General features: G+C 74.4%; 23 protein-coding genes. 14 read left to right on the forward strand and 9 right to left on the reverse strand.

Annotated features, from left to right (window positions below):
- The first annotated feature begins 178 nt into the window (after positions 1-178).
- Positions 179-1,243, forward strand: coding sequence for a LacI family DNA-binding transcriptional regulator (locus QWY29_RS00085; RefSeq protein ID WP_300958567.1), 1,065 nt, complete (start codon positions 179-181; stop codon positions 1,241-1,243).
- Positions 1,244-1,253: 10 nt separating this feature from the next.
- Here the strand turns inward: QWY29_RS00085 and QWY29_RS00090 are convergent, their stop codons facing one another.
- From QWY29_RS00090 to QWY29_RS00100, 3 genes are all read right to left on the reverse strand, one after another.
- Positions 1,254-1,931 carry a class I SAM-dependent methyltransferase gene (locus QWY29_RS00090; RefSeq protein ID WP_300958568.1) on the reverse strand — a complete coding sequence of 226 codons (678 nt, stop codon included), beginning with the start codon at positions 1,929-1,931 and terminating at the stop codon, positions 1,254-1,256.
- Positions 1,932-1,957: 26 nt separating this feature from the next.
- Positions 1,958-2,596 carry a VOC family protein gene (locus tag QWY29_RS00095; RefSeq protein ID WP_300958569.1) on the reverse strand — a complete coding sequence of 213 codons (639 nt, stop codon included), beginning with the start codon at positions 2,594-2,596 and terminating at the stop codon, positions 1,958-1,960.
- Positions 2,597-2,763: 167 nt separating this feature from the next.
- The gene (locus tag QWY29_RS00100) at positions 2,764-3,564 is read right to left on the reverse strand and encodes a DUF3109 family protein (protein WP_300958570.1); all 801 of its coding nucleotides are present in this window, start codon (positions 3,562-3,564) and stop codon (positions 2,764-2,766) included.
- Between the two features lie 59 nt (positions 3,565-3,623).
- Between QWY29_RS00100 and QWY29_RS00105 the strand changes: the two genes are divergently transcribed.
- The 6 genes from QWY29_RS00105 to QWY29_RS00130 are packed head-to-tail and all read left to right on the forward strand — an operon-like array spanning position 3,624 to position 8,811.
- On the forward strand, positions 3,624-4,565 hold the full coding sequence (locus QWY29_RS00105; RefSeq protein ID WP_300958571.1) for a Ppx/GppA family phosphatase: 942 nt from the start codon (positions 3,624-3,626) through the stop codon (positions 4,563-4,565).
- Entirely contained in the window at positions 4,562-5,356 is a 795-nt protein-coding gene (locus QWY29_RS00110; RefSeq protein ID WP_300958572.1) for a sugar phosphate isomerase/epimerase family protein, read from the forward strand. The genes QWY29_RS00105 and QWY29_RS00110 overlap by 4 nt, the downstream gene beginning before the upstream one ends.
- A 10-nt stretch (positions 5,357-5,366) precedes the next feature.
- Positions 5,367-6,314, forward strand: coding sequence for a proline dehydrogenase family protein (locus QWY29_RS00115; protein WP_439117364.1), 948 nt, complete (start codon positions 5,367-5,369; stop codon positions 6,312-6,314).
- Between the two features lie 25 nt (positions 6,315-6,339).
- Complete coding sequence (gene proC / locus QWY29_RS00120; RefSeq protein ID WP_439117365.1) at positions 6,340-7,143, forward strand: pyrroline-5-carboxylate reductase; 804 nt, start codon at positions 6,340-6,342, stop codon at positions 7,141-7,143.
- A gap of 40 nt (positions 7,144-7,183) precedes the next feature.
- On the forward strand, positions 7,184-7,897 hold the full coding sequence (locus QWY29_RS00125; protein ID WP_300958573.1) for a mycothiol-dependent nitroreductase Rv2466c family protein: 714 nt from the start codon (positions 7,184-7,186) through the stop codon (positions 7,895-7,897).
- Complete coding sequence (locus QWY29_RS00130) at positions 7,897-8,811, forward strand: haloalkane dehalogenase (protein ID WP_300958574.1); 915 nt, start codon at positions 7,897-7,899, stop codon at positions 8,809-8,811. Before QWY29_RS00125 ends, QWY29_RS00130 begins: the two co-directional genes overlap by 1 nt.
- 10 nt (positions 8,812-8,821) lie before the next feature.
- Here QWY29_RS00130 and QWY29_RS00135 read toward each other — a convergent pair whose 3' ends face one another.
- Genes QWY29_RS00135 through QWY29_RS00145 form a run of 3 tightly spaced genes read right to left on the reverse strand, consistent with a single transcriptional unit; the run spans position 8,822 to position 10,366 of the window.
- Positions 8,822-9,499, reverse strand: coding sequence for a TetR/AcrR family transcriptional regulator (locus QWY29_RS00135; protein WP_300958575.1), 678 nt, complete (start codon positions 9,497-9,499; stop codon positions 8,822-8,824).
- On the reverse strand, positions 9,465-9,959 hold the full coding sequence (locus QWY29_RS00140) for a thiol-disulfide oxidoreductase DCC family protein (RefSeq protein WP_300958577.1): 495 nt from the start codon (positions 9,957-9,959) through the stop codon (positions 9,465-9,467). The genes QWY29_RS00135 and QWY29_RS00140 overlap by 35 nt, the downstream gene beginning before the upstream one ends.
- The gene (locus tag QWY29_RS00145; protein ID WP_300958578.1) at positions 9,956-10,366 is read right to left on the reverse strand and encodes a hypothetical protein; all 411 of its coding nucleotides are present in this window, start codon (positions 10,364-10,366) and stop codon (positions 9,956-9,958) included. The genes QWY29_RS00140 and QWY29_RS00145 overlap by 4 nt, the downstream gene beginning before the upstream one ends.
- A 174-nt stretch (positions 10,367-10,540) precedes the next feature.
- On the opposite strand from QWY29_RS00145, the gene QWY29_RS00150 reads away from it, so the two are divergent.
- The 5 genes from QWY29_RS00150 to QWY29_RS00170 all read left to right on the forward strand — a co-directional run bounded on the left by QWY29_RS00150 (position 10,541) and on the right by QWY29_RS00170 (position 14,596).
- A complete protein-coding gene (locus tag QWY29_RS00150) occupies positions 10,541-11,737 on the forward strand; it encodes an acetoin utilization protein AcuC (protein ID WP_300958580.1) in 1,197 nt (398 codons plus the stop codon).
- Between the two features lie 150 nt (positions 11,738-11,887).
- Positions 11,888-12,094, forward strand: a complete 207-nt coding sequence (locus QWY29_RS00155) for a helix-turn-helix domain-containing protein (protein WP_300958582.1) — start codon at positions 11,888-11,890, stop codon at positions 12,092-12,094.
- Positions 12,095-12,227: 133 nt separating this feature from the next.
- A complete protein-coding gene (locus QWY29_RS00160) occupies positions 12,228-12,329 on the forward strand; it encodes a 30S ribosomal protein bS22 (RefSeq protein WP_008356322.1) in 102 nt (33 codons plus the stop codon).
- A 16-nt stretch (positions 12,330-12,345) separates the two neighbouring features.
- Positions 12,346-13,452, forward strand: coding sequence for an NAD-dependent epimerase/dehydratase family protein (locus QWY29_RS00165; protein ID WP_300958583.1), 1,107 nt, complete (start codon positions 12,346-12,348; stop codon positions 13,450-13,452).
- The gene (locus tag QWY29_RS00170) at positions 13,445-14,596 is read left to right on the forward strand and encodes a lysophospholipid acyltransferase family protein (RefSeq protein WP_300958584.1); all 1,152 of its coding nucleotides are present in this window, start codon (positions 13,445-13,447) and stop codon (positions 14,594-14,596) included. Before QWY29_RS00165 ends, QWY29_RS00170 begins: the two co-directional genes overlap by 8 nt.
- A gap of 252 nt (positions 14,597-14,848) precedes the next feature.
- On the opposite strand, the gene QWY29_RS00175 is transcribed toward QWY29_RS00170, so the two are convergent.
- From QWY29_RS00175 to QWY29_RS00185, 3 genes are all read right to left on the reverse strand, one after another.
- On the reverse strand, positions 14,849-16,096 hold the full coding sequence (locus QWY29_RS00175) for a DUF5667 domain-containing protein (protein ID WP_300958585.1): 1,248 nt from the start codon (positions 16,094-16,096) through the stop codon (positions 14,849-14,851).
- A 141-nt stretch (positions 16,097-16,237) separates the two neighbouring features.
- Complete coding sequence (locus QWY29_RS00180; protein WP_300958586.1) at positions 16,238-17,020, reverse strand: sigma-70 family RNA polymerase sigma factor; 783 nt, start codon at positions 17,018-17,020, stop codon at positions 16,238-16,240.
- A gap of 120 nt (positions 17,021-17,140) precedes the next feature.
- Positions 17,141-18,025, reverse strand: coding sequence for an HAD family hydrolase (locus QWY29_RS00185; RefSeq protein WP_300958587.1), 885 nt, complete (start codon positions 18,023-18,025; stop codon positions 17,141-17,143).
- A gap of 74 nt (positions 18,026-18,099) precedes the next feature.
- Between QWY29_RS00185 and QWY29_RS00190 the strand changes: the two genes are divergently transcribed.
- Together QWY29_RS00190 and QWY29_RS00195 are read left to right on the forward strand one after the other, a co-directional pair.
- A complete protein-coding gene (locus QWY29_RS00190) occupies positions 18,100-19,680 on the forward strand; it encodes a class I adenylate-forming enzyme family protein (protein WP_300958588.1) in 1,581 nt (526 codons plus the stop codon).
- Positions 19,677-19,988, forward strand: coding sequence for a glutaredoxin family protein (locus QWY29_RS00195; RefSeq protein ID WP_336621817.1), 312 nt, complete (start codon positions 19,677-19,679; stop codon positions 19,986-19,988). The genes QWY29_RS00190 and QWY29_RS00195 overlap by 4 nt, the downstream gene beginning before the upstream one ends.
- Positions 19,989-20,036: the final 48 nt, after the last annotated feature.

Consider the following 20,036-nt stretch of genomic DNA (forward strand, 5'->3'; position numbering starts at 1 on the left):
ACGCCGCCGACAACGCTGGGGCGCGCCGCCGCGACGCCACCCGGACGGACGAGGAACGTTCGCGGCCGGCCGCGGTTATATTGCTTTGGAACGTTCCAGAGACATCCGGTCGGACGTTCGCCACGAACGCACGAGGCAACGCACGAGTCAACGCACGAGTCAACGGACGGCACGACGGGTGGAGGTCGAGGTGGCGCGGATCCCCGGGCGCTCGCCCACGGCCCCGCCGACCCTCGCCGACGTCGCGGAGCGCGCGGGCGTCTCGCGGCAGACGGTCTCCAACGCCGTGAACAACCCCGACCTGCTGCGCTCCGACACCCTGCTGCGGGTCCAGGAGGCGATCGAGGAGCTCGGCTACCTCCCCAACCGCGCGGCCCGCAACCTGCGCACCCGGGCCTCCCACCTGGTCGGCCTGCGGATCAACCCGGTCCAGGAGGGCACGGCGAGCGCGATCATGGACCGCTTCGTCCACTCCCTCGTCGAGACCTCCCGCGAGGCGGGCAAGCACGTACTGCTCTTCGCCGGTGACCCGCTGGACCCGCTGGCGGGGTACGACGACCTCCTGCGCTCGACCGCCGTCGACGCCTTCGTCGTGACCGACACCTACCTCGGCAACCCCCAGGCGACCTGGCTCGGCGCCCGGCGCGCGCCGTTCGTCGCGTTCGGCCGGCCCTGGGACAACCCGGCCGCCAGCCACCCGTGGGTCGACGTCGACGGGGCCGCGGGCTGCGACCTCGCCACCACGCACCTGCTCGACCAGGGACACGAGCGCGTCGCGTGGATCGGGTGGCGCAAGGACTCCTGGATCGGCGAGGACCGCCGCTCGGGCTGGACCCGCGCCATGCGCGAGCGGGGGCTGGCCACCACCGGCCTGGCCTCCCGCGTCGAGGACACCGTCGCCTCGGGCCGCGGCGCCAGCGCGGTGCTGCTGGACGAGGCGCGCCCGACGGCGTTCGTCTGCGCCTCCGACACCCTCGCGATGGGCGTGCTGCACACCCTCGCCGAGCGGGGGCTGGTCGCGGGCCGCGACGTCGCGGTGGTCGGCTTCGACGACTCCCAGGTCGCCCAGGTGGTGCCGCCGGGCCTCACCTCGGTCCGCCAGCCGCTCGAGCAGGTCGCCGTCGAGGTGGTCAAGGCGCTCGAGGGCCTGCTCGCCCACCCGCCGGCCGTCGGGCCGGGCGTGCTGCTGACCCCCACCCTGGCCGTGCGCGGGTCGTCGTCGGCCGTCGGCTTCGGGTCCTAGCAGCCAGAGGTCAGAAGGTCCGCCACCACAGGTTCACGGCGTAGTCGACGCTGGTGCCCTCGTGCTCGAGCAGCACCTGCTCGGCCACCGTCGTCGGCAGCTCGATGCGCACGACCGCCTCGAGGTCCTCGCGCGACGAGAACGACCAGCCGACGTCGAGCGGCACGCGCGTCCAGCCCTGCTGGGCCCAGAACCGCTCGACCACGTCGGGTGCCGGCAGGTGGGGGAACCCTCGGCGGAACCACCGTCCGAAGGTCGAGCGGGAGGCGTCGTTGTCGATGACGAACGCGGTGCCCCCGCGGCGTACGACGCGGGCGACCTCGGCCAGGCCGGGCTCGCACCCCGGCCCGAAGAAGTAGGCCCACCGCGCGTGCACGACGTCGACCGAGGAGTCCGGCAGCGGCACCGCCTGCGAGGTGCCCTGGAGCACCTCCACCCCCGCCAGCCGACGCGTACGCCGCTGGGCCAGCGCGACGAGGTCGGGGTGCGGCTCCACGCCGACGACCCGGGCGGCCGTGGCGGCGAACCGCGGCAGGTGGAAGCCCGTGCCGCAGCCGAGGTCGAGGACGGTCCGTCCGGACCAGTCCGCGACCGCGGCCATCGCGGCCTCGAGGCGACCGTCGGGGTCGACGGCACGGTTCTCGGTCTCGTAGGTCGCGGTGTGGCGCCAGATGTTCGGGCTCGGCACCGCGCCCTGCGGGATCCCCGGGACGGTCAGAGACGGACCAGCCCGGTGGGCGTGTTGACCTGCGCGGCGATGATGCCGGGGGTGCCGTGCGGGGCGACCCACTCGACCTTGACGTCCTCCAGCGGCGCCTCGACGGTCTCGCCGAGCCACTCGCTGACCCGCTGCGGGTCGCCGGCGATCTCCAGGCAGGCCAGGGACCAGTCGGGCGAGGCGGCGGCGGAGGGGTGGAGCTCCGCGGGGCTCTCCCACTCGACGAAGAACGGCAGCTGCGGGTCGGCGATCAGGCCGTTGACGCCGATCTGCTTCCAGCGCAGCTCGGTGCCGTCGGGACGGTGCCGGTTGCCCTGCGCGGCCTGGCGGCCGAGGCGGGACTCGACCGGCCCGATGTCGGGGACGGCGACGACCCAGCCGAGCCAGCCGCCGCCGAGCGCGGAGCGGGCGCGCACGGCCTGGCCGAAGGGGGCCTTGTCCGAGGCGGGGTGGTCGAGGACCTCGACGATCTCGAGGTAGGTGCCGCCGCCGAGGGCGAGCGTCATGTTGCGGGTGCCGAAGCGCGGGTGCACGCCTCCGTCACTGAACTCCCGGCCGAGCAGTCCCCCGATGCGCTGGGCGGTGCTGGCCAGGCCATCGGGTCCTGCGGCGTACGAGAGATGGTCCAGGCGCATGTCGGCATTGTGCGCGAGAGGCGCAGATCACCCTGACATCGGGGTGGGGGTCTCTTGACGTCGAGAGGTCTGCTGTGTCCGCCGTCGCCGCCCGGACCCGCACCTGCGGAGGAGGCCCTGCCGAGGCCGGGCCGAGGCCGTCCCGACCCGCGGCCGCGAGGGTGGGGTCAGGAGGTGTGCGCGTCGGGGTCGGCCGGGTGGAGCGCGAGGGCCGAGCGGGAGCGCACGTGGGCCTCGCAGTGCCGCGCCAGCTCGTCGTACGCCGCCTGGCCGACGAGGGCGACCAGCTCGGCGGCCGAGGTCAGGTAGAGCGGCTCGGGGGCGACGTGGGCCTCGGTGTTGCCGGTGCAGTACCAGTCGAGGTCGTGGCCGCCGGGGCCCCAGCCGCGCCGGTCGTACTCGCCGATCGAGACCTCGGTGTAGGACGTGCCGTCGGGGCGCTCGACGTCGCGGAACGTGCGCCGGATCGGCAGCTGCCAGCACACGTCGGGCTTGGTCTCCAGCGGGTTGCGGCCCAGCACGTAGGCGAGCGCGTGCAGCGCGCAGCCGGCGCCGCCGCTGCCCGGCCCGCCGGAGGCCGGGGCGAAGTCGGGGCGGTTGTGGAAGACGCACGCCTGCTGGTCGTCGACCACCAGGGTCAGGGTCTTCCGCTCGCCCTCGTCGTCGACCTCGACCCAGTCGGAGCGCTCGACGGGGCGGCCGGCCGGCTTGTGCTGCCAGAGGTCCTCGTCGAGCAGCTCCACGAACTCGGCGACCCGCTCCTCGTCGGCCTCGTCGGCGAAGTGCGCGCCGAGCGTGCAGCAGCCGACGTCGGGGGCGTCGGCGTAGATGCCGGCGCAGCCGCGGCCGAAGATGCACGTGTAGGCTGAGGTCAGCCAGGTCAGGTCGGCGCGGACCACCTCGGAGGCGTCGTCGGGGTTGACGAACTCGACCCAGGCACGGGGAAAGACGAGGTCCACTTCCGGCACGCGCGCCAGCGTACGGCGCCGGGCCACCGGCCCTGGTCCGCGGCGCTAGGTTGAGCGCCATGCGTCTGGGCGTCCTGGACATCGGGTCCAACACCGGCCACCTGCTGGTGGTCGACGCCCACGGCGGCGCGGCCCCGCTGCCGGCGTCGTCGTTCAAGCGGCCGCTGCGCCTGGCCGAGCACCTGGACGAGGCGGGGGCGGTCACGCCGGCCGGCATCGAGGCGCTGGCGGCGTTCACCGCCGAAGCGCTGGTGGTGGCCGAGGAGCAGGGCTGCGAGGACCTGCTGCCGTTCGCGACCTCCGCGGTGCGCGACGCGACCAACTCCGACGCGGTGCTCGACCACGTGCGCGAGCGCACCGGGGTCGCGATCGGCGTGCTGCCGGGGGAGGCCGAGGCGCGGCTGACGTTCCTGGCGGTGCGCCGCTGGTTCGGCTGGTCGGCGGGGCGGCTGGCGGTCTTCGACATCGGCGGCGGGTCGCTGGAGATCGCGGCCGGGCCCGACGAGGCGCCCGACGTGGCCTGGTCGCTGCCGCTGGGCGCGGCGCGCCTGGCCCGCACGTGGCTGCCGGCCGGTCCGGTCGACGACGCGTCGGTCCGCGCGCTGCGCAAGCAGGCCCGCGCCGAGATCGCCCGCGACGCGGGCCAGCTGCTGCGCGCCGGCCGGCCCGACCGGGCGGCCGCGACCTCCAAGACGTTCCGCTCGCTGGCCCGCATCTGCGGCGCGGCGCCGTCGGCCGAGGGCCCGCTCGTCCCGCGCACCCTCCCGCTCGACACGCTCCGCACCTGGCTGCCGAAGATCGCCGCGATGGACCACGAGGCGCTGGCCGCCCTGCCCGGTGTCTCCGCGAGCCGCACCCACCAGGTGCTCGCCGGCGCCCTGGTCGCCGAGGCGTGCATGGACATCTTCGGCCTGGCCGAGCTCGAGGTCTGCCCCTGGGCGCTGCGCGAGGGCCTCATCCTCGAGCGCCTGGACCGGATGAGCGTCCTGGACGGCCCGTGACCACCCCGCGGATCGGCCTGTCCACCTCCTCGGTCTTCCCCGAGTCGGTCGCGCACGCCTTCGACTGGGCCGGCACCCTCGGCTACGACGCCGTCGAGGTGATGGTCGCCCTGGACAAGGTCAGCCAGCAGCCCGCGATGGTCCGGCGGCTCTCCGAGCACCACGGCGTGCCCGTCTCCGCGATCCACGCGCCCACGCTGCTCTTCACCCAGCGGGTCTGGGGCACCGAGCCGTGGGCCAAGCTCCAGCGCTCGGCCGACATGGCCCACGAGGTCGGCGCCGAGGTGGTCGTCGTGCACCCGCCCTTCCGCTGGCAGAAGGAGTACGCCGCCGGCTTCGTCGACGGCATCGCGGCGCTGGAGGAGTCCACGGGCATCGCGTTCGCGGTCGAGAACATGTATCCCTGGCGGGCCAGCCAGCGCCGCGGGGTGGAGATGTACCTGCCGGGGCGCGACCCGTCGGCCGAGCCCTACGCCAACACCGTCATCGACCTCTCCCACGCCGCGATCGCCCACGACGACCCGGTCGCGATGGCCGAGCGGCTCGGGCCCCGGCTGCGCCACGTGCACCTCACCGACGGGACCGGCTCGGCCAAGGACGAGCACCTCGTGCCCGGCCGGGGCTCGGTCGACGCCGCCGGCTTCCTGCGGCACCTGGTCGGGGCGGGCTTCGCCGGCGAGGTGGTGCTCGAGATCAACACCCGCCGCTGCACCACGCGCGCCGAGCGGGAGGCCGACCTGCGCGAGTCGCTGGAGTTCGCGCGCCGCCACCTCGCGGGGCCCGCGACGTAACCTCCACACCATGTCGTTGCTCCGCCAGCCGCTCCTCGCGCTCTCCCGCAGCGCAGCCGTCCGCGAGCTCGTCAGCACCCTGCCGGTCTCCAGCGGGATCGTGCGCAGCTACGTGCCGGGGGAGTCGACGCAGGCAGCGGTCGACTCGGCCAGCGAGCTGGTCGACGAGGGGCTGCGGGTCACCCTCGACTTCCTCGGCGAGGACACGACCGACCTCGCGCAGGCCGACGCGACCGTGCGGGCCTACGTCGAGCTGCTCGGCCAGCTCTCCGCGCGCGGGCTGGCCCGCCACGCGGAGGTGTCGGTGAAGCTGACCGCGATCGGCCTCGCGCTGCCCGCCTCGGAGCGGGGCAGCGGGCCGCGGGTGGCGCTGGAGAACGCCCGCGCGATCTGCCGGGCCGCCCGCAACGCCGGCACCACGGTCACCCTCGACATGGAGGACCACACCACCACCGACGCGACGCTGGCCGTGCTGCGCGACCTGCGCAAGGACTTCCCCGAGACCGGCGCCGTCCTCCAGGCCTACCTCCACCGCACCGAGGCCGACTGCCGCGAGCTGGCCCACGAGGGCTCGCGGGTGCGACTGTGCAAGGGCGCCTACGACGAGCCCGAGGAGGTCGCCTACCAGTCGCGGCTCGACGTCGACACGGCCTACGTGCGCTGCCTGAAGATCCTGCTCGCCGGCCAGGGCTACCCGATGATCGCCACCCACGACCCGCGGATGGTCGAGATCGCCTCGTCGCTGGCCAGCCGCTACGGCCGCGAGCAGGGCACCTACGAGTTCCAGATGCTCTTCGGCATCCGCCCCGACGAGCAGCGGCGGCTGGCCGCGAGCGGGGAGACCGTGCGGGTCTACGTGCCCTACGGCGAGCAGTGGTACGGCTACCTGGTCCGCCGCCTCGCCGAGCGTCCGCAGAACCTGACATTCTTCCTGCGTTCGTTGATCTCCAAGAAGTAGCACCTCGAGAAGTCAGGAGCAGCCCGTGTCGCAGACCGCGATCCTCGGTGCCGGCGTCATGGGGGAGACCCTGCTGTCCGGCCTGGTCCGCGCCGGCCGCCGGGTCGACGACCTCCTCGTCGGCGAGAAGCGCGCCGAGCGCGCCCGCGAGCTCGAGGAGCGGTACGGCGTCGCCGTCGTGCCCAACGTCGACGCGGCCGCCAGGGCCGACACGGTCGTGCTCGTCGTCAAGCCGCAGGACATGGGCGACGTGCTGGCGGAGGTCGCCCCCGTGCTGCGGGCCGGTCAGCTCGTCGTCTCGCTGGCCGCCGGCATCACCACGGCGTACATCGAGGCCCGCGTGCCCGACGGCGTCGCGGTCGTCCGGGTCATGCCGAACACCCCCGCGCTGGTCGACGAGGGGATGGCGGCGATCTCGCCGGGCTCGCACTGCTCCGAGGCCGACCTGGCCGAGGTCGAGTCGCTCATGGGCTCCGTCGGCCGGGTGCTGCGCATCCCCGAGCGCCAGCAGGACGCGGTGACGGCCATCAGCGGCTCCGGGCCGGCGTACCTCTTCTTCGTCGTCGAGTCGATGATCGAGGCCGGCGTGCACCTCGGCCTGCCCCGCGCGACGGCCACGGACCTGACGATCCAGACCCTCGTCGGCTCGGGCAAGATGCTGCGCGAGACCGGCACCCACCCCGCGGTGCTGCGCGAGCAGGTCACCTCGCCGGCCGGCACCACCGCCGCCGCGCTGCGCGAGCTCGAGGTGCACAAGGTCCGTGCGGCGTTCCTCGCCGCCATGGAGGCCGCCCGCGACCGGTCGCGGGAGCTGGCCGAGGGGTCCTGACCCGCCCGGGGTCCTGACAGGGCCCTGACATGCTCGGGGCATGACCGCCGACGTCCGGTTCTGGTTCGACCCCGTCTGCCCGTTCGCGTGGCTGACCAGCGAGTGGGTCCGGGAGGTGCAGCGCCAGCGCGACCTCGCGGTCGAGTGGCGGTTCATCTCGCTGCGCCTGCTCAACAAGGACGTCGACTACGACGCGCAGTTCCCGCCGGACTACGAGGCCGGGCACACCGCCGGGCTGCGGCTGCTGCGGGTCTGCGCGCAGGTCCGCGACGACCACGGCCCCGACGCGGTGGCCCGGCTGTACGAGGCGCTGGGGCGCCGCATCCACGACGCCGAGCCGACCGACCGCGAGGTCCGCGGCACGGCGGCGTTCCTCGAGCCGGTGCTCGAGGAGGTCGGCCTCCCGGCCGCGCTGGTGGGCGCGCTCGACGACGCCGGGCGCGACGCGCAGCTGCAGGCCGAGACTGACGAGGCGCTGGCGATCACCGGCAAGGACGTGGGCACGCCGATCATCGCCGTGGCCGACGGGCCCGGGTTCTTCGGACCGGTCATCAGCCGCCTGCCCGCACCCGAGGACGCCGCCCGGCTGTGGGACCACGTCGTCGGGCTCGCGTCGTTCCCGGGCTTCGCCGAGCTCAAGCGCAGCCTGCGCGAGCGACCGCAGCTGCGCTCCTTCGGCGTCGAGCCCGCGGCCGCGGCCCCGGAGGTCGTCGAGGAGGACTGGCACGGCGGCAGCAGGAGGCAGCACCGCTGATGGAGACCTACCGGACCCCCGACGAGCGCTTCGCCGACCTGCCCGACGTCGCGTGGGAACCGGCGTACGCCGAGGTGCCCGACCCCGACGGCCCCGAGGGCGCCACGCTGCGGATGGCGTACGTCGACGCCGGCCCCGCCGACGCCCCGGTCGTCCTGCTGCTGCACGGCGAGCCGACCTGGTCGTTCCTCTACCGCCACGTCGTCGCCGAGCTCGTGGCGGCCGGCCTGCGGGCGGTCGTGCCCGACCTGGTCGGCTTCGGCCGCAGCGACAAGCCGACCCGGCCCGAGGACCACTCCTTCGCCCGGCACGTCGCCTGGGTGCGCGCGCTCGCCCTGGACCACCTCGGCCTCACCGACGTCACGCTGGTCGGCCAGGACTGGGGCGGGCTGATCGGCCTGCGGCTCGTCGCCGAGCACCCCGACCGGTTTGCGCGCGTGGTCGCCGCCAACACCGGCCTGCCGACCGGCGACGTCGACATGCCGGAGGTCTGGTGGGCCTTCCGCCACGCCGTGGAGCGGGCCGAGGTGCTCGACGTCGGCCGGCTCGTGGCGTCGGGGTGCGTGCGCGGCCTCGACGACGCCGTGCGGGCGGCGTACGACGCGCCGTTCCCCGACGAGGCCGCCAAGGTCGGCCCGCGCGTCATGCCGACGCTGGTCCCGACCCGTCCCGACGACCCGGCCACCGAGGCCAACCGGGCCGCGTGGGAGGTGCTGCGCCGCTGGGACCGGCCGTTCCTGGTCGCGTTCTCAGACTCCGACCCGATCACCGGCGCGATGGCGCCCGTCCTGCGGGAGACCGTGCCCGGCGCCGCCGGCCTCGACCACCCGGTCCTCGAGCGGGCCGGCCACTTCCTCCAGGAGGACGCCGGCCGCGAGCTGGGCCGGGTCGTGGCGGGGTTCGTCCGCGGCTGAGGCCCGACGGTCAGGGAGCGCGCAGCGCGCCGACCAGCCCCACCACGTCGTCGACGACGCCGCGGACCACCGGCAGCCGGGACAGGCGCGCCAGCCGGTCGACGACGGGGACGACCCGCTCGACGAGCACCCGGCTGCGCTGCTGGTCCGGGCTGGTGTCGTAGACCCAGAACAGCACCACGCCCATCTGGGCCAGCCACAGCAGCTCCGGCAGCTCGCGGCGCAGCCCCGCCGCGACCTTGAGGTCCGAGCCGGCCACGACCTGCTCGAAGACCGCGACGCTGGCCTCGCGCGCCGGTGCGGACTCCGGGCTGAACGGCGACAGCGGGCTCGCCGGGTCCGCGGCGTTGCGGAAGAACTGCCCCGCGAACGCGTGGTGCGGCCGCGCCACGTCCAGCCACGCGAGCAGCACCCCGCGCAGCCGCGCCTCGAAGGTCCGCTCCTCGGCCAGCACCCGCTCCGCGGCCGCGGCGTGCTCGACCTGCATCCGGTCGTAGAACGCCTGGACCAGGTGCTCCTTGGAGCCGAAGTAGTAGTAGGCGTTGCCGACCGAGACCCCCGCCTCGCGGGCGATCGCGCGCATCGTCGTGCGGTCGTAGCCCTCGGCGCGGAACAGCCGCATCGCCGCCTCGGCGATCGCGGTGCGGGTCTGCTCAGCCTTGGGCGATCGGGGAGCAGGGTCCGGCACAGCGCCCAGGGTAGTCAGCACCCGTCACCTCCCCGGTGCTCTCCGGCCCGCCCGGCCCGCCGGGGAGGCCCGGGAGGCCCGGGCGGCCGGTCGACCCGAGCAGGTGTCGCAGGCCGGCCGCGCTGCACGCGGCTCCGCGGGCCAGCGGCAGCCACTGCGGCCGCGCCAGCCGCTCGGCGCTCGCCCGGTGGCGGGCCGTCGCCCACAGGCACATCACCCAGGCGTGCTCCCCGGTCCACACCGCGCCGTCGTCCCTGACCACGGTCACCTCGCGCAGCGTGCGCCCGTGGTCGAGCCGCGGGAACCGACGCCGCGCCTCCGCCGAGCCCGCCGGCACCAGGTCCAGCCGCACGAGCAGCGCCTGGTCGGCCAGCCAGTCGCGGAACCGCGAGCACAGCGGGCACCCGGCGTCGTACAGCACGGTCAGGCCGGCGACGGGGCCGCTGACGGCGCTGGTCACGGGGCCGGGTACGGCGCGGCGACGTAGGACTGCGGCTCGAGCGGCGGCCGGCGCAGCTCCTCGAGGCGGTGGCGCCGGCGGATCGCGTTGAAGACGTAGACGTTGACGAAGTGGACGACGCCGAGCACGACGGCGACCACGCCGACCTTCACGCTGAGCTCCTCGACCATGCCGCGCAGGTCCGGCACCTCGCCGCCCACCCGGAGGTACAGGCTCACGAACCCCAGGTTGAGCAGGTAGAAGCCGACGACGAGCAGCCGGTTGACCGCCCCCGCGAGGTCGTCGTTGCCGGCGTAGACGTCCTGCAGGAACAGCCTGCCGTTGCGCGAGAGCGTGCTCGCCACCCAGATCGTGAGTGGCACGGCGATCAGCAGGTAGGCGGCGTAGGTGCCGACGGTCCAGTCCATGGGAGCTCCTTCGTTGAACGTGTTCAAAACCGACAGGGGGACCGTACGCGAAGTTTTGAACACGTTCAAGACGGTCGCGGCCGGGGGTGCTGCGCAGGCAGGCCCTCGGTGACGCGCCGTCGGTGCTCGGACAGCGCGGGGGCGATGGCGCCACGGCCGAGTAGCGTCGCGCCCATGCCGAGCTGTGCAGGGCCGTCGACCGTGGTCTTCGACCAGACGCTGGCGGGCTACGACTTCGGGCCGTCCCACCCGATGTCGCCGCTGCGGGTCGACCTGACCATGCGGCTGGCGACCGAGCTCGGTGTGGTCGGCCCGACCTCGACGAGCGGCCTGCGCACCTGCGCGGCTCCGATGGCCAGCGACGACCTGATCGCCACGGTCCACCAGCCGCAGATGATCGAGGCCGTCGAGCGGGCCGGCCGCACGGCCGAGCCCGACGAGCTGCACGGGCTCGGCACCGAGGACAACCCGGTCTTCCGCGACATGCACCGTGCGTCGGCGCACGTGGTCGGGGCGAGCGTGGAGGCCTTCCGCCAGGTCTGGGCGGGGGAGGTGCTGCACGCCGCGAACATCACCGGAGGGCTGCACCACGCCATGCCCGACCGTGCGAGCGGCTTCTGCATCTACAACGACGTCGCCATCGGCATCCAGCACCTGCTCGACAGCGGCGCGCAGCGGGTGGCCTACGTCGACGTCGACGTCCACCACGGCGACGGCGTGGAGAAGGTCTTCTGGGACGACCCGCGGGTGCTGACCATCTCGCTGCACGAGACCGGCCAGATGCTCTTCCCCGGCACCGGCTTCGCCGACGAGATCGGCGGCCCCGAGGCGCAGGGCATGGCGGTCAACGTCGCGCTGCCGCCCGGCACGTCGGACGCCGGCTGGCTGCGGGCCTTCCACGCGGTCGTCCCGCCGCTGCTGCGTGAGTTCGATCCTGAGGTGCTGGTGACCCAGCACGGCTGCGACTCCCACGCCCAGGACCCGCTGGCCCACCTGATGCTCAGCGTCGACGGCCAGCGGGCGGCGTACCTCGCCCTGCACGAGCTCGCGCACGAGGTCGCCGGCGGCCGGTGGGTCGCGACCGGCGGCGGCGGCTACGCGCTGGTCGAGGTCGTGCCGCGGGCGTGGACCCACCTGCTCGCGATCGTCGGTGGTGCACCGCTCGACCCGCAGCTGGCCACGCCCGGCGGGTGGCGCGAGCACGTGCGCGAGCGGCTGGACCGCACCGCGCCGTACCTCATGACCGACGGACGGACCCCCGCCTACCGCGACTGGCGCGACGGCTACGACCCCGACACCTGGCTGGACCGGGCGATCCACGCGACCCGGGTGGCGGTCTTCCCGTGGCACGGCCTGGACCCGATGCCGTAGGTCCGCGCAAGCGGACACGCCGGTCTGGCAGAAGTTTTTTCCGCCAACCCTTCCCCACCAGTCACACCTGCCCCTATTCTCACCGACAGCGCGCCCGTGTGATCACCGGTGGGGAAGCCAGTGGCGGGCGCAGAGAAAGCACGGTGCGCCATGGCTGCCAACCCGCCCGGAGACATCTCCGACGCGAATTTCCTCACCGTCGCCGAGGTCGCGGCGATGATGCGGGTCTCGAAGATGACCGTCTACCGGCTCGTCCACAACGGCGACCTCGCCGCCGTGCGCGTCGGCCGGTCCTTCCGCGTGCGCCAGGAGGACGCGGACGAGTACATCCGGCGCAGCTTCTACGACGCCGGCTGACTCCGCGCGGCGGTCCAGCGGCCCCGCGGGCCCACGCCTCGGCACCGATTCTGCGCAGTTCGGAGCGGCCAGTAGGCTGTGCCGGTCCCTCGGGCGACTCCCGAGGTGGCGCACAGCTGTCGAAAGGTATCCCGTGGGTTCTGTCATCAAGAAGCGGCGCAAGCGCATGGCCAAGAAGAAGCACCGCAAGCTGCTGAAGAAGACGCGCGTCCAGCGTCGCAAGCTCGGCAAGTAGGCCTGCGCGCGGCGGTGTGGTGACCAGCGGCCGGGTCGTGCTCGTCACCGGGGTCTCGCGTGACCTCGGTCGACGATTCGCGCGCTCGCTCGCCGCTGAGCCCTCCGTCGGACGCGTCATCGGCGTCGACGTGGTCCCCCCGCGGGGGGACCTCGGCGACGTCTCCTTCGTGCGGGCCGACATCCGCAACCCGGTGATCGCCAAGGTGATCGCCAAGGAGGACGTCGACACCGTCGTCCACATGAGCGTCATCGCCACCCCCGCCAGTGCCGGCGGGCGGGGGACGATGAAGGAGCTCAACGTCATCGGCACCATGCAGCTGCTCGCTGCGTGCCAGAAGGCGACGAGCGTCCAGCACCTGGTCGTGAAGTCGACGACGACGGTGTACGGCGCCAGCAACCGCGACCCCGCGATGTTCACCGAGGACATGGAGCCCCGGCGCGCACCGCGCAGCGGCTACGCCAAGGACGTCGCGGAGATCGAGGGCTACGTGCGCGGGTTCGCGCGCCGCCGCTCCGACGTCCGGGTCACGCAGCTGCGCTGCGCGAACGTGATCGGCCCGCACGTCAGCAGCCCGATCACCTCCTACTTCCGGCTCCCGGTCATCCCGACCGTCGTCGGCCACGACCCGCGCCTGCAGTTCCTCCACGAGGACGACCTGCTCGCCGTGCTGCGCCACGCCACGGTCGAGGACGTCCCCGGCACGTTCAACGTCGCCGGCGACGGGGTCCTCATGCTCTCCCAGGCCGTACGCCGCCTGCGCCGTGCGACCGTGGCCATGCCCGCCCCTGCGGTCGGCGGCCTCGGGTCGGTGCTGCGCCGCGCCCGGGTCGCGGACTTCTCACCCGAACAGCTGGCGTTCCTCACCTACGGCCGCGGCGTCGACACCACCCGGATGCGCGCGGTGCTCGGCTTCGAGCCGGCCTACACGACCGCGGAGGCGTTCGCCGACTTCGGCCGCTCGCTCCCGCCGACCGGTGGCCACGCCGACCGCGTGCTCGCCGCCGTCGAGGAGCAGCTCGAGCGGGGCGCCGCCCGGCCGCTGCCGGCCGCGCCCGCGTCCGTGGTGCCGCACCCGGCCCGACCCGCGACCGCAGACCCGGAGGGGGCCGACCATGGGTGACGCCGAGATCATCCCGATCGGCACGCGCGGCCGACCCGGCCGCGGCACCGGCAAGCAGCCGTCGTCGGCCGCCCGCGACCTCGCCGCCGGCCGCCGGGCGCGCCCCACGGCCACCGAGAAGGACGAGACCCTCGGCGAACCGACCCCCGAGGTGCCCGCTGCGGCACCCGCGACCGGTGTCCAGCCGGTCGAGCCTGGCCCGGCGCCGGCTCCCCGCCCGCCGGTCACCACCGAGGAGCGCGACGCCCGCGGCGTACCCCTCTCCGACTGGCTCGCCGCCTTCCAGCACGCCGCCCGCGAGGTCTTCGGTGACCAGTGGGAGCCGCAGCTGGCCCGCCTGCTGGCCTTCCTGCGCCGCCGGGTGACCGGCGACTACGTCGTCGACGAGTACGGCTTCGACGAGGAGGTCACCCAGCGGTTCTTCATGGCCGCGCTGCGCCCGGTCGCGGAGAAGTGGTTCCGCATCGAGGTCCGCGGGATCGAGAACATCCCCGCCGACGGCGGCGCGCTCGTCGTCTCCAACCACTCCGGCACGGTCCCCGTCGACGGCCTGATGACGATGGTCTCCATCCACGACCACACCGGCCGCTACCTCCGCCCGCTCGGCGCCGACCTGGTCTTCCGCACCCCGCTGCTCAGCACCCTGGCCCGCAAGGGCGGCGCCACCCTCGCCTGCAACGAGGACGCCGAGCGGATGCTGCGCGGCGGCGAGCTCGTGGGGGTGTGGCCCGAGGGGTTCAAGGGGATCGGCAAGCCCTACTCCGACCGCTACAAGCTCCAGCGCTTCGGTCGCGGCGGCTTCGTCTCCGCCGCCATCCGCACCGGCGTGCCGATCGTCCCGCTGTCGGTCGTGGGCGCCGAGGAGATCTACCCGCTCGTCGGCAACATCCCCTCGCTCGCCCGGCTGCTCGGCCTGCCGTACGTCCCGATTACGCCGTTCTTCCCGCTGCTCGGCCCGCTCGGCCTCCTCCCGCTGCCCTCGAAGTGGCTGCTGGAGTTCGGCGAGCCGGTCCGCACCGACGAGTACGACGCCGGCGCCGCCGACGACCCGATGCTGGTCTTCAACGTCACCGACCAGGTACGCGAGTCGATCCAGCAGTCGCTCTACACGCTGCTCATGCAGCGGCAGTCCGTCTTCCGCTGAGTTGTTTGGGACGGGCGTGTCGCTACGGAGCTTCGCTCCGTGCCGCTGCGCGGCCGGCGCCACGCCGCCGTCCTGGTGCCGCTGCGCGGCCGGCGCCACGCCGCCGTCCTGGTGCCGCCGTCGGCCGGCTGGTTGAGGAAGGCCGGCACGGCCTGTCTCGAAACCTGCCGGTGCAGGTCGAGTGGCCCTCAACGGTCTCGAGACGGTTCCTGGCGGAACCTCCTCAACCAGCCGAGGCCGAGGTAGTGGGGCTCAGGGGGCCTTGGTGCCGTTCGGCGGCTGGAGCAGGCTGCCGACCAGGTCGCCGACGCCACCGAGGACGTCCTCGATGACCTCGGGGAGGGTGGTGGGCGTGGAGGTGGCGGTGCCACCGGATCCGCCCTTGCCGCCGTTGCCGTTGTTCCCGCCGCCGAGCAGGTTGCCGATGACGCCGCCGAGGGTGGACGGCTGGGCGGACGGTGTGGACGCCGGTCCCTCGTCGGCGCCGCCGAGGACGGGCGGGAGGGTCGGCGTGTCGGTGGGGAGGGCCTGGCCGCCCTGGTGGGGGGACGTGCCCTGGCCGCCCTGCTGCTTGCCGCCGCCGTTGCGGGTCTCGCCGCGGGCGTCGGAGGCGGGCTGGGCGCCGGCGGGCGTGGTCAGCGCGCCGACCAGGCCACCGAGGACGTCCTCGACGGCCTTGACGGCGAACGGCGGGATGACCGAGATGCCCTCGCCGCCGCAGACGGTGCACAGCGCGGCTGCCTGGGCGTCGATCGTGGTGAGCAGCTGGGCGGCCTGGATGAGCGCCGCGCGGGCCCCGTCGGGCAGCTGCTGCTCGAGTTCGGCGAGCGCGTCCATGCTCGAGCCGGTGAAGTCGCGCAGCTCGGCGATCGCCTCGGCGTGGCCGTTGTCCTCGTAGTCGCTGATCAGCAGCTCGGAGGCGGCGCTGGCCTGCTCGGTGAACGACGCGAGCGTGCTGGCGATGGTCGCCGCGGCGGCGTCGTCACGGGCGGCCTCGGCGCGGCTGAGCCGCTCGACCTCCTCGAGCCGGCCCTGCGCGTTGGCCAGCAGGGTCGAGCCCTTCTGGTTGTCGCTGACGCTGATGCCGGTCTGGGCGTTCTCGATGGCCCGCTTGAGCGGGTAGAGCGTGTCGCCGGGCAGCGCGGACTGGGACGCGACCGCCATCGAGGTGGTCGCGCCGACGATCGCCAGGCCACCGACGGCGGCGGCGATCCGCCGGTCCCGCGTCGTACGTCGCGGCGCCAGCGTCAGCCGGGCCTCGGTGTCGTCGCGGGTGCTCGTCGCGGCGGGCACGAGCGCGGTGGCCGCCTCGGCCATCAGGCGCTCGCGCAGGTCGGCGACGAAGGCCGGCCGCGCCTCGACGGGCGCGGTGGAGCGCATCGCGCCCACGAGCTCGGCGAGCTCGACGGTCCGCGTGTCGTGCAGCTCGCGGGTCGAGGTGCCCTCGACCAGGGAGTTGAACTCCTCGGCGCGGCGTCGCGCCGTGAACACGGGGCTCATCGGATCAGTCCTGTCGTCTCGGTCGTGCCCACGCCACACTGCGCGGACACCCGGCTCAACGACGGGTCGAGGAGCGAGGTTACGCGGATCGTGACGCGGTGGACGTCACGGTCTGCGGACCTGCGGAGGAGGGCACCGGAGTCAGCCACGGATCCCCTCCGGCATCAGCTTGGCGAGGTTGCGGACGCCGCGCAGCTGCAGCTGCTTGACCGCCCCGTCGCTGCGTCCCAGCACCGCCGCGGTCTCGGCGATGCTCATCCCCTGCAGGAAGCGCATGACCAGGCAGTCGCGCTGCTCGACGGGCAGCTCGGTGAGGGCCTGCAGCAGGATCTCGTTGGTGAGGCCGGCGAGCACCGCGGCCTCGGGGCCCTCGGTGGCGTCGTCGTGCTGGCCCATGTCCTCGGTGGTCATCTCCAGGCGGGTGCGGCCGGCCTTGAAGTGGTCGGTGGCGAGGTTGCGGGCGATGGTCATCAGCCAGGCGCCGAAGTCCTTGCCCTGCCAGCGGAAGTTCTGCATCGACCGCAGCGCGCGGAAGAAGGTCTCGGAGGTGAGGTCCTCGGCCAGCGGCGCGGAGCGGGTCCGGTAGAAGAGGAAGCGGTAGACCGAGCCCTGGTAGTGGTCGTAGAGCAGCCCGAACGCGTCGGCGTCGCCGCCGCGGGCCAGCTCGACCAGCGCGATCAGCCGGGTGCGGTCGGCCTCGGACTCCTCCGAGGAGGTGGCCAGCGCGCCGTCGTCGTACGACGGTCCGCCCGGCCCGGAGGGCGGCGCGGGGGTGGGCGCGGTGCCGTCGTCGGCGATCGCCTCGGTCAGCAGCAGCTGCGCTCCGCCGGCCGTCTGGAGGGCCACGCCGCCGAGGAGGAGGGTCGCGACGTCGTGGCGCAGGGCGGCGAGCCCGCGCGCGACATCAGCACCGTCCCACGGCATGTGGACAACCCCTCCCGACCATCGGCTCCTCCCGAGCCGCCTCGATGGTAGGCCCGGTCACGGTCCCGTGGGAACGAAACCGTCCAGAACAGGTCTGGACCGGACGGTGCGCGGAGGGCCTCAGCGTCGGCGGCCGCGCAGCGCGACCCCGGCCGCGACGGTGCCGGTGGCGGCGCCGGTGACGGCCCCCAGCAGCAGCCCGGCGCGGGCGGCCTTGCGGCCGGTGCGGTAGTCGCGCACCCGCCACCCCTGCTGCCGCGCGTGCGAGCGCAGGCGCGCGTCGGGGTTGATCGCGCACGGGTCGCCGACCAGCTCGAGCATCGGGAGGTCGTTGTAGGAGTCGGAGTACGCCGAGCAGCGGGCGAGGTCGAGCCCCTCGCGGGCGGCGAGGGCCTTGACGGCCTCGGCCTTGGCCGGTCCGTGGAGCATGTCGCCCACCAGGCGGCCGGTGTAGACGCCGTCGACGTGCTCCGCGACGGTGCCCATCGCCCCGGTGAGGCCGAGCCGGCGAGCGATGATCGACGCGATCTCGATCGGGGCGGCGGTCACCAGCCAGACCCGCTGGCCCTCGTCGAGGTGGAGCTGGGCCTGGGCGCGGGTGCCGGGCCAGATCCGGTGGGCCATGGCCTCGTCGAAGATCTCCTCGCCGAGCTCCTCGAGCTCGGTCACCGTGTGCCCGGCGATGAAGCTGAGGGCGGAGTTGCGTGCCTCGGCGACGTGCTCGGGGTCCTCGACGCCGACGACGCGGAAGTAGGCCTGCTTCCAGGCTGCGCCGAGGATCTCGCGGCTGGTGAAGAAGTGGCGGCGGTGCAGCCCCCGGGCGAGGTGGAAGATGCTCGCGCCCTGCATGACGGTGTTGTCGACGTCGAAGAACGCCGCCGCGGCGGGGTCCGAGGGGTGGTGCAGCGCCCGCTCGACCTCCGCGGCCGAGGCCGCCGCCTCCCCGGCGAGCGCGGAGCGCTGGCGCAGGTCCAGCGGCAGGCGGGGACGCTCCGGCGGGGTCACGCCGTCAGCGTAGACCGGCGCAGGAGGGTCCGCAGGCGGCCGTGGCGGCGCGCCGGATGTGGAAGGATCCGGCCATGCCCGCCCCGTCCCGACCGGCCGACCTGGCCGACCTGGTGGCGGTGGCCGCGCAGGAGAACCCCGCCAAGCTCGCGCTGGTCGAGGCCGGCGGCCGCAGCGCGACCTGGGCCGGGCTCGAGGACGAGGTCGGCCGGGTCGCCACCGGGCTCGGGGCCGCCGGGGTCGTCGCCGGAACCCGGGTGCTGATGGTGCTCGGCAACCGGCTGGAGTTCGTGACGACGTACCTCGGGGTGCTGCGCGCGCAGGCCGTCGCCGTCCCCGTGAACCCACGCTCCACCCCCACCGAGCTCGCCCGCGTGCTCGGCGACTGCGGCGCCCGGATGGTCGTGGCCGACCCCGACACCGTGACCGCCGTGCGCGCCGCGGTGGCCGCGCTCGGGCCGGCGGCCGAGCAGCCCGCCCCGCGCGTCGTGGTCGTCGGCACGACGCTCCTGCCGGGGGAGCGGTCCTACGACCAGCTGCGCGCCGACCGGGCGCGGCCGGTCCCGCCGCTGCAGGACCCCGACAAGCTCGCCGTGCTGCTCTACACCAGCGGCACGTCGGGCCTGCCGCGCGCCGCGATGCTCACCCACCGCGCCCTGCTGGCCAACATCGACCAGGTCGCCTCCGTCGAGCCGCCGATGATCCACGGCGACGACGTCGTGCTCGGCGTGCTGCCGCTCTTCCACGTCTACGGCCTCAACGCGGTGCTCGGCGGGGTGCTGCGGCACCGGGCGAAGCTGGTGCTCGTCGACCGCTTCGAGCCCGAGGGCACCCTCGACCTCGTCGAGGACGAGGCGTGCAGCGTCGTGCCGGTCGCCCCGCCGGTCTTCGCCCACTGGCGCGGCGTCGAGGGGCTAGCCGAGCGGCTCGGGCCGGTGCGGGTGGTGCTCTCCGGCTCCGCCCCGGTTGCCCCGGAGCTGGTCGAGGAGTTCACCGCGCTGACCGGGGTGCCGGTCCACCAGGGCTACGGCCTGACCGAGGCGGCACCGGTCGTCACCAGCACGCTCTGCTCGACTGGTACGCCGACGCGCGGCTCGGTCGGCGCCCCGCTGCCCGGCATCGAGGTGCGCCTGGTCGACGCGACCGGCCGCGAGCTCCCGCCCGAGGGCGACCCGGGCGAGGTGCAGGTGCGCGGCGCCAACCTGTTCAGCGGCTACTGGCCCGACGGCGCCGACGGCCCGGACGCCGACGGCTGGTGGAGCACCGGCGACGTCGGCTTCCTCGACGAGGCCGGCGACCTCACGCTGGTCGACCGGGTCAAGGAGCTGGTCATCGTCTCCGGCTTCAACGTGTTCCCCGTCGAGGTCGAGGACGTCCTCGCCGAGGTGGCCGGCGTCGCCGAGGCCGCCGTCATCGGGGTGCCCGACGAGCTGACCGGCGAGGCGGTCGTCGCGTACGTCGTCGCCGCGGCGGGCGCCGACCCCGTGACGGTCGAGGCGGCCGCGGTCGAGCGCTGCGCGACCCACCTGGCGGCGTACAAGCGTCCGGCGCGGGTGGAGGTCGTCCCCGAGCTGCCGCTGACGGTGACCGGCAAGGTGCAGAAGGGGCGGCTGCGCCAGCTCGAGCGACGCCGCGCCACGGGCCTGATCGAGTGAGGCTCCGGCGGAAGCGCCAGGACGGACCGGGCGACCGAGGCGACGGAGCAGACGGGGGTGACGGCGGCGGGCCGCGGGTCACCCTCTACGGCAAGCCCGGCTGCCACCTGTGCGACGACGCCCGCGCGGTGGTCGAGCGGGTCTGCGACGACCTCGGCGTCGGCTGGGTGGAGGAGTCGATCCTCGACGACCCGGCGCTGCGCGAGCGGTACGCCGAGGAGATCCCGGTGGTGCTCGTCGACGGTCGCCAGCACACCTTCTGGCGGGTCGACGAGGCCCGCCTGCGCGCGGCGCTCACCCGTCCCTGAGCAGGACATGTCAGAGCTGCGGGACCCCCGGCTCTGTTGGGCTTCTCA

The organism is Nocardioides abyssi, from assembly GCF_030412915.1.
GTDB classification, from domain to species: Bacteria; Actinomycetota; Actinomycetes; order Propionibacteriales; family Nocardioidaceae; genus Nocardioides; species Nocardioides abyssi.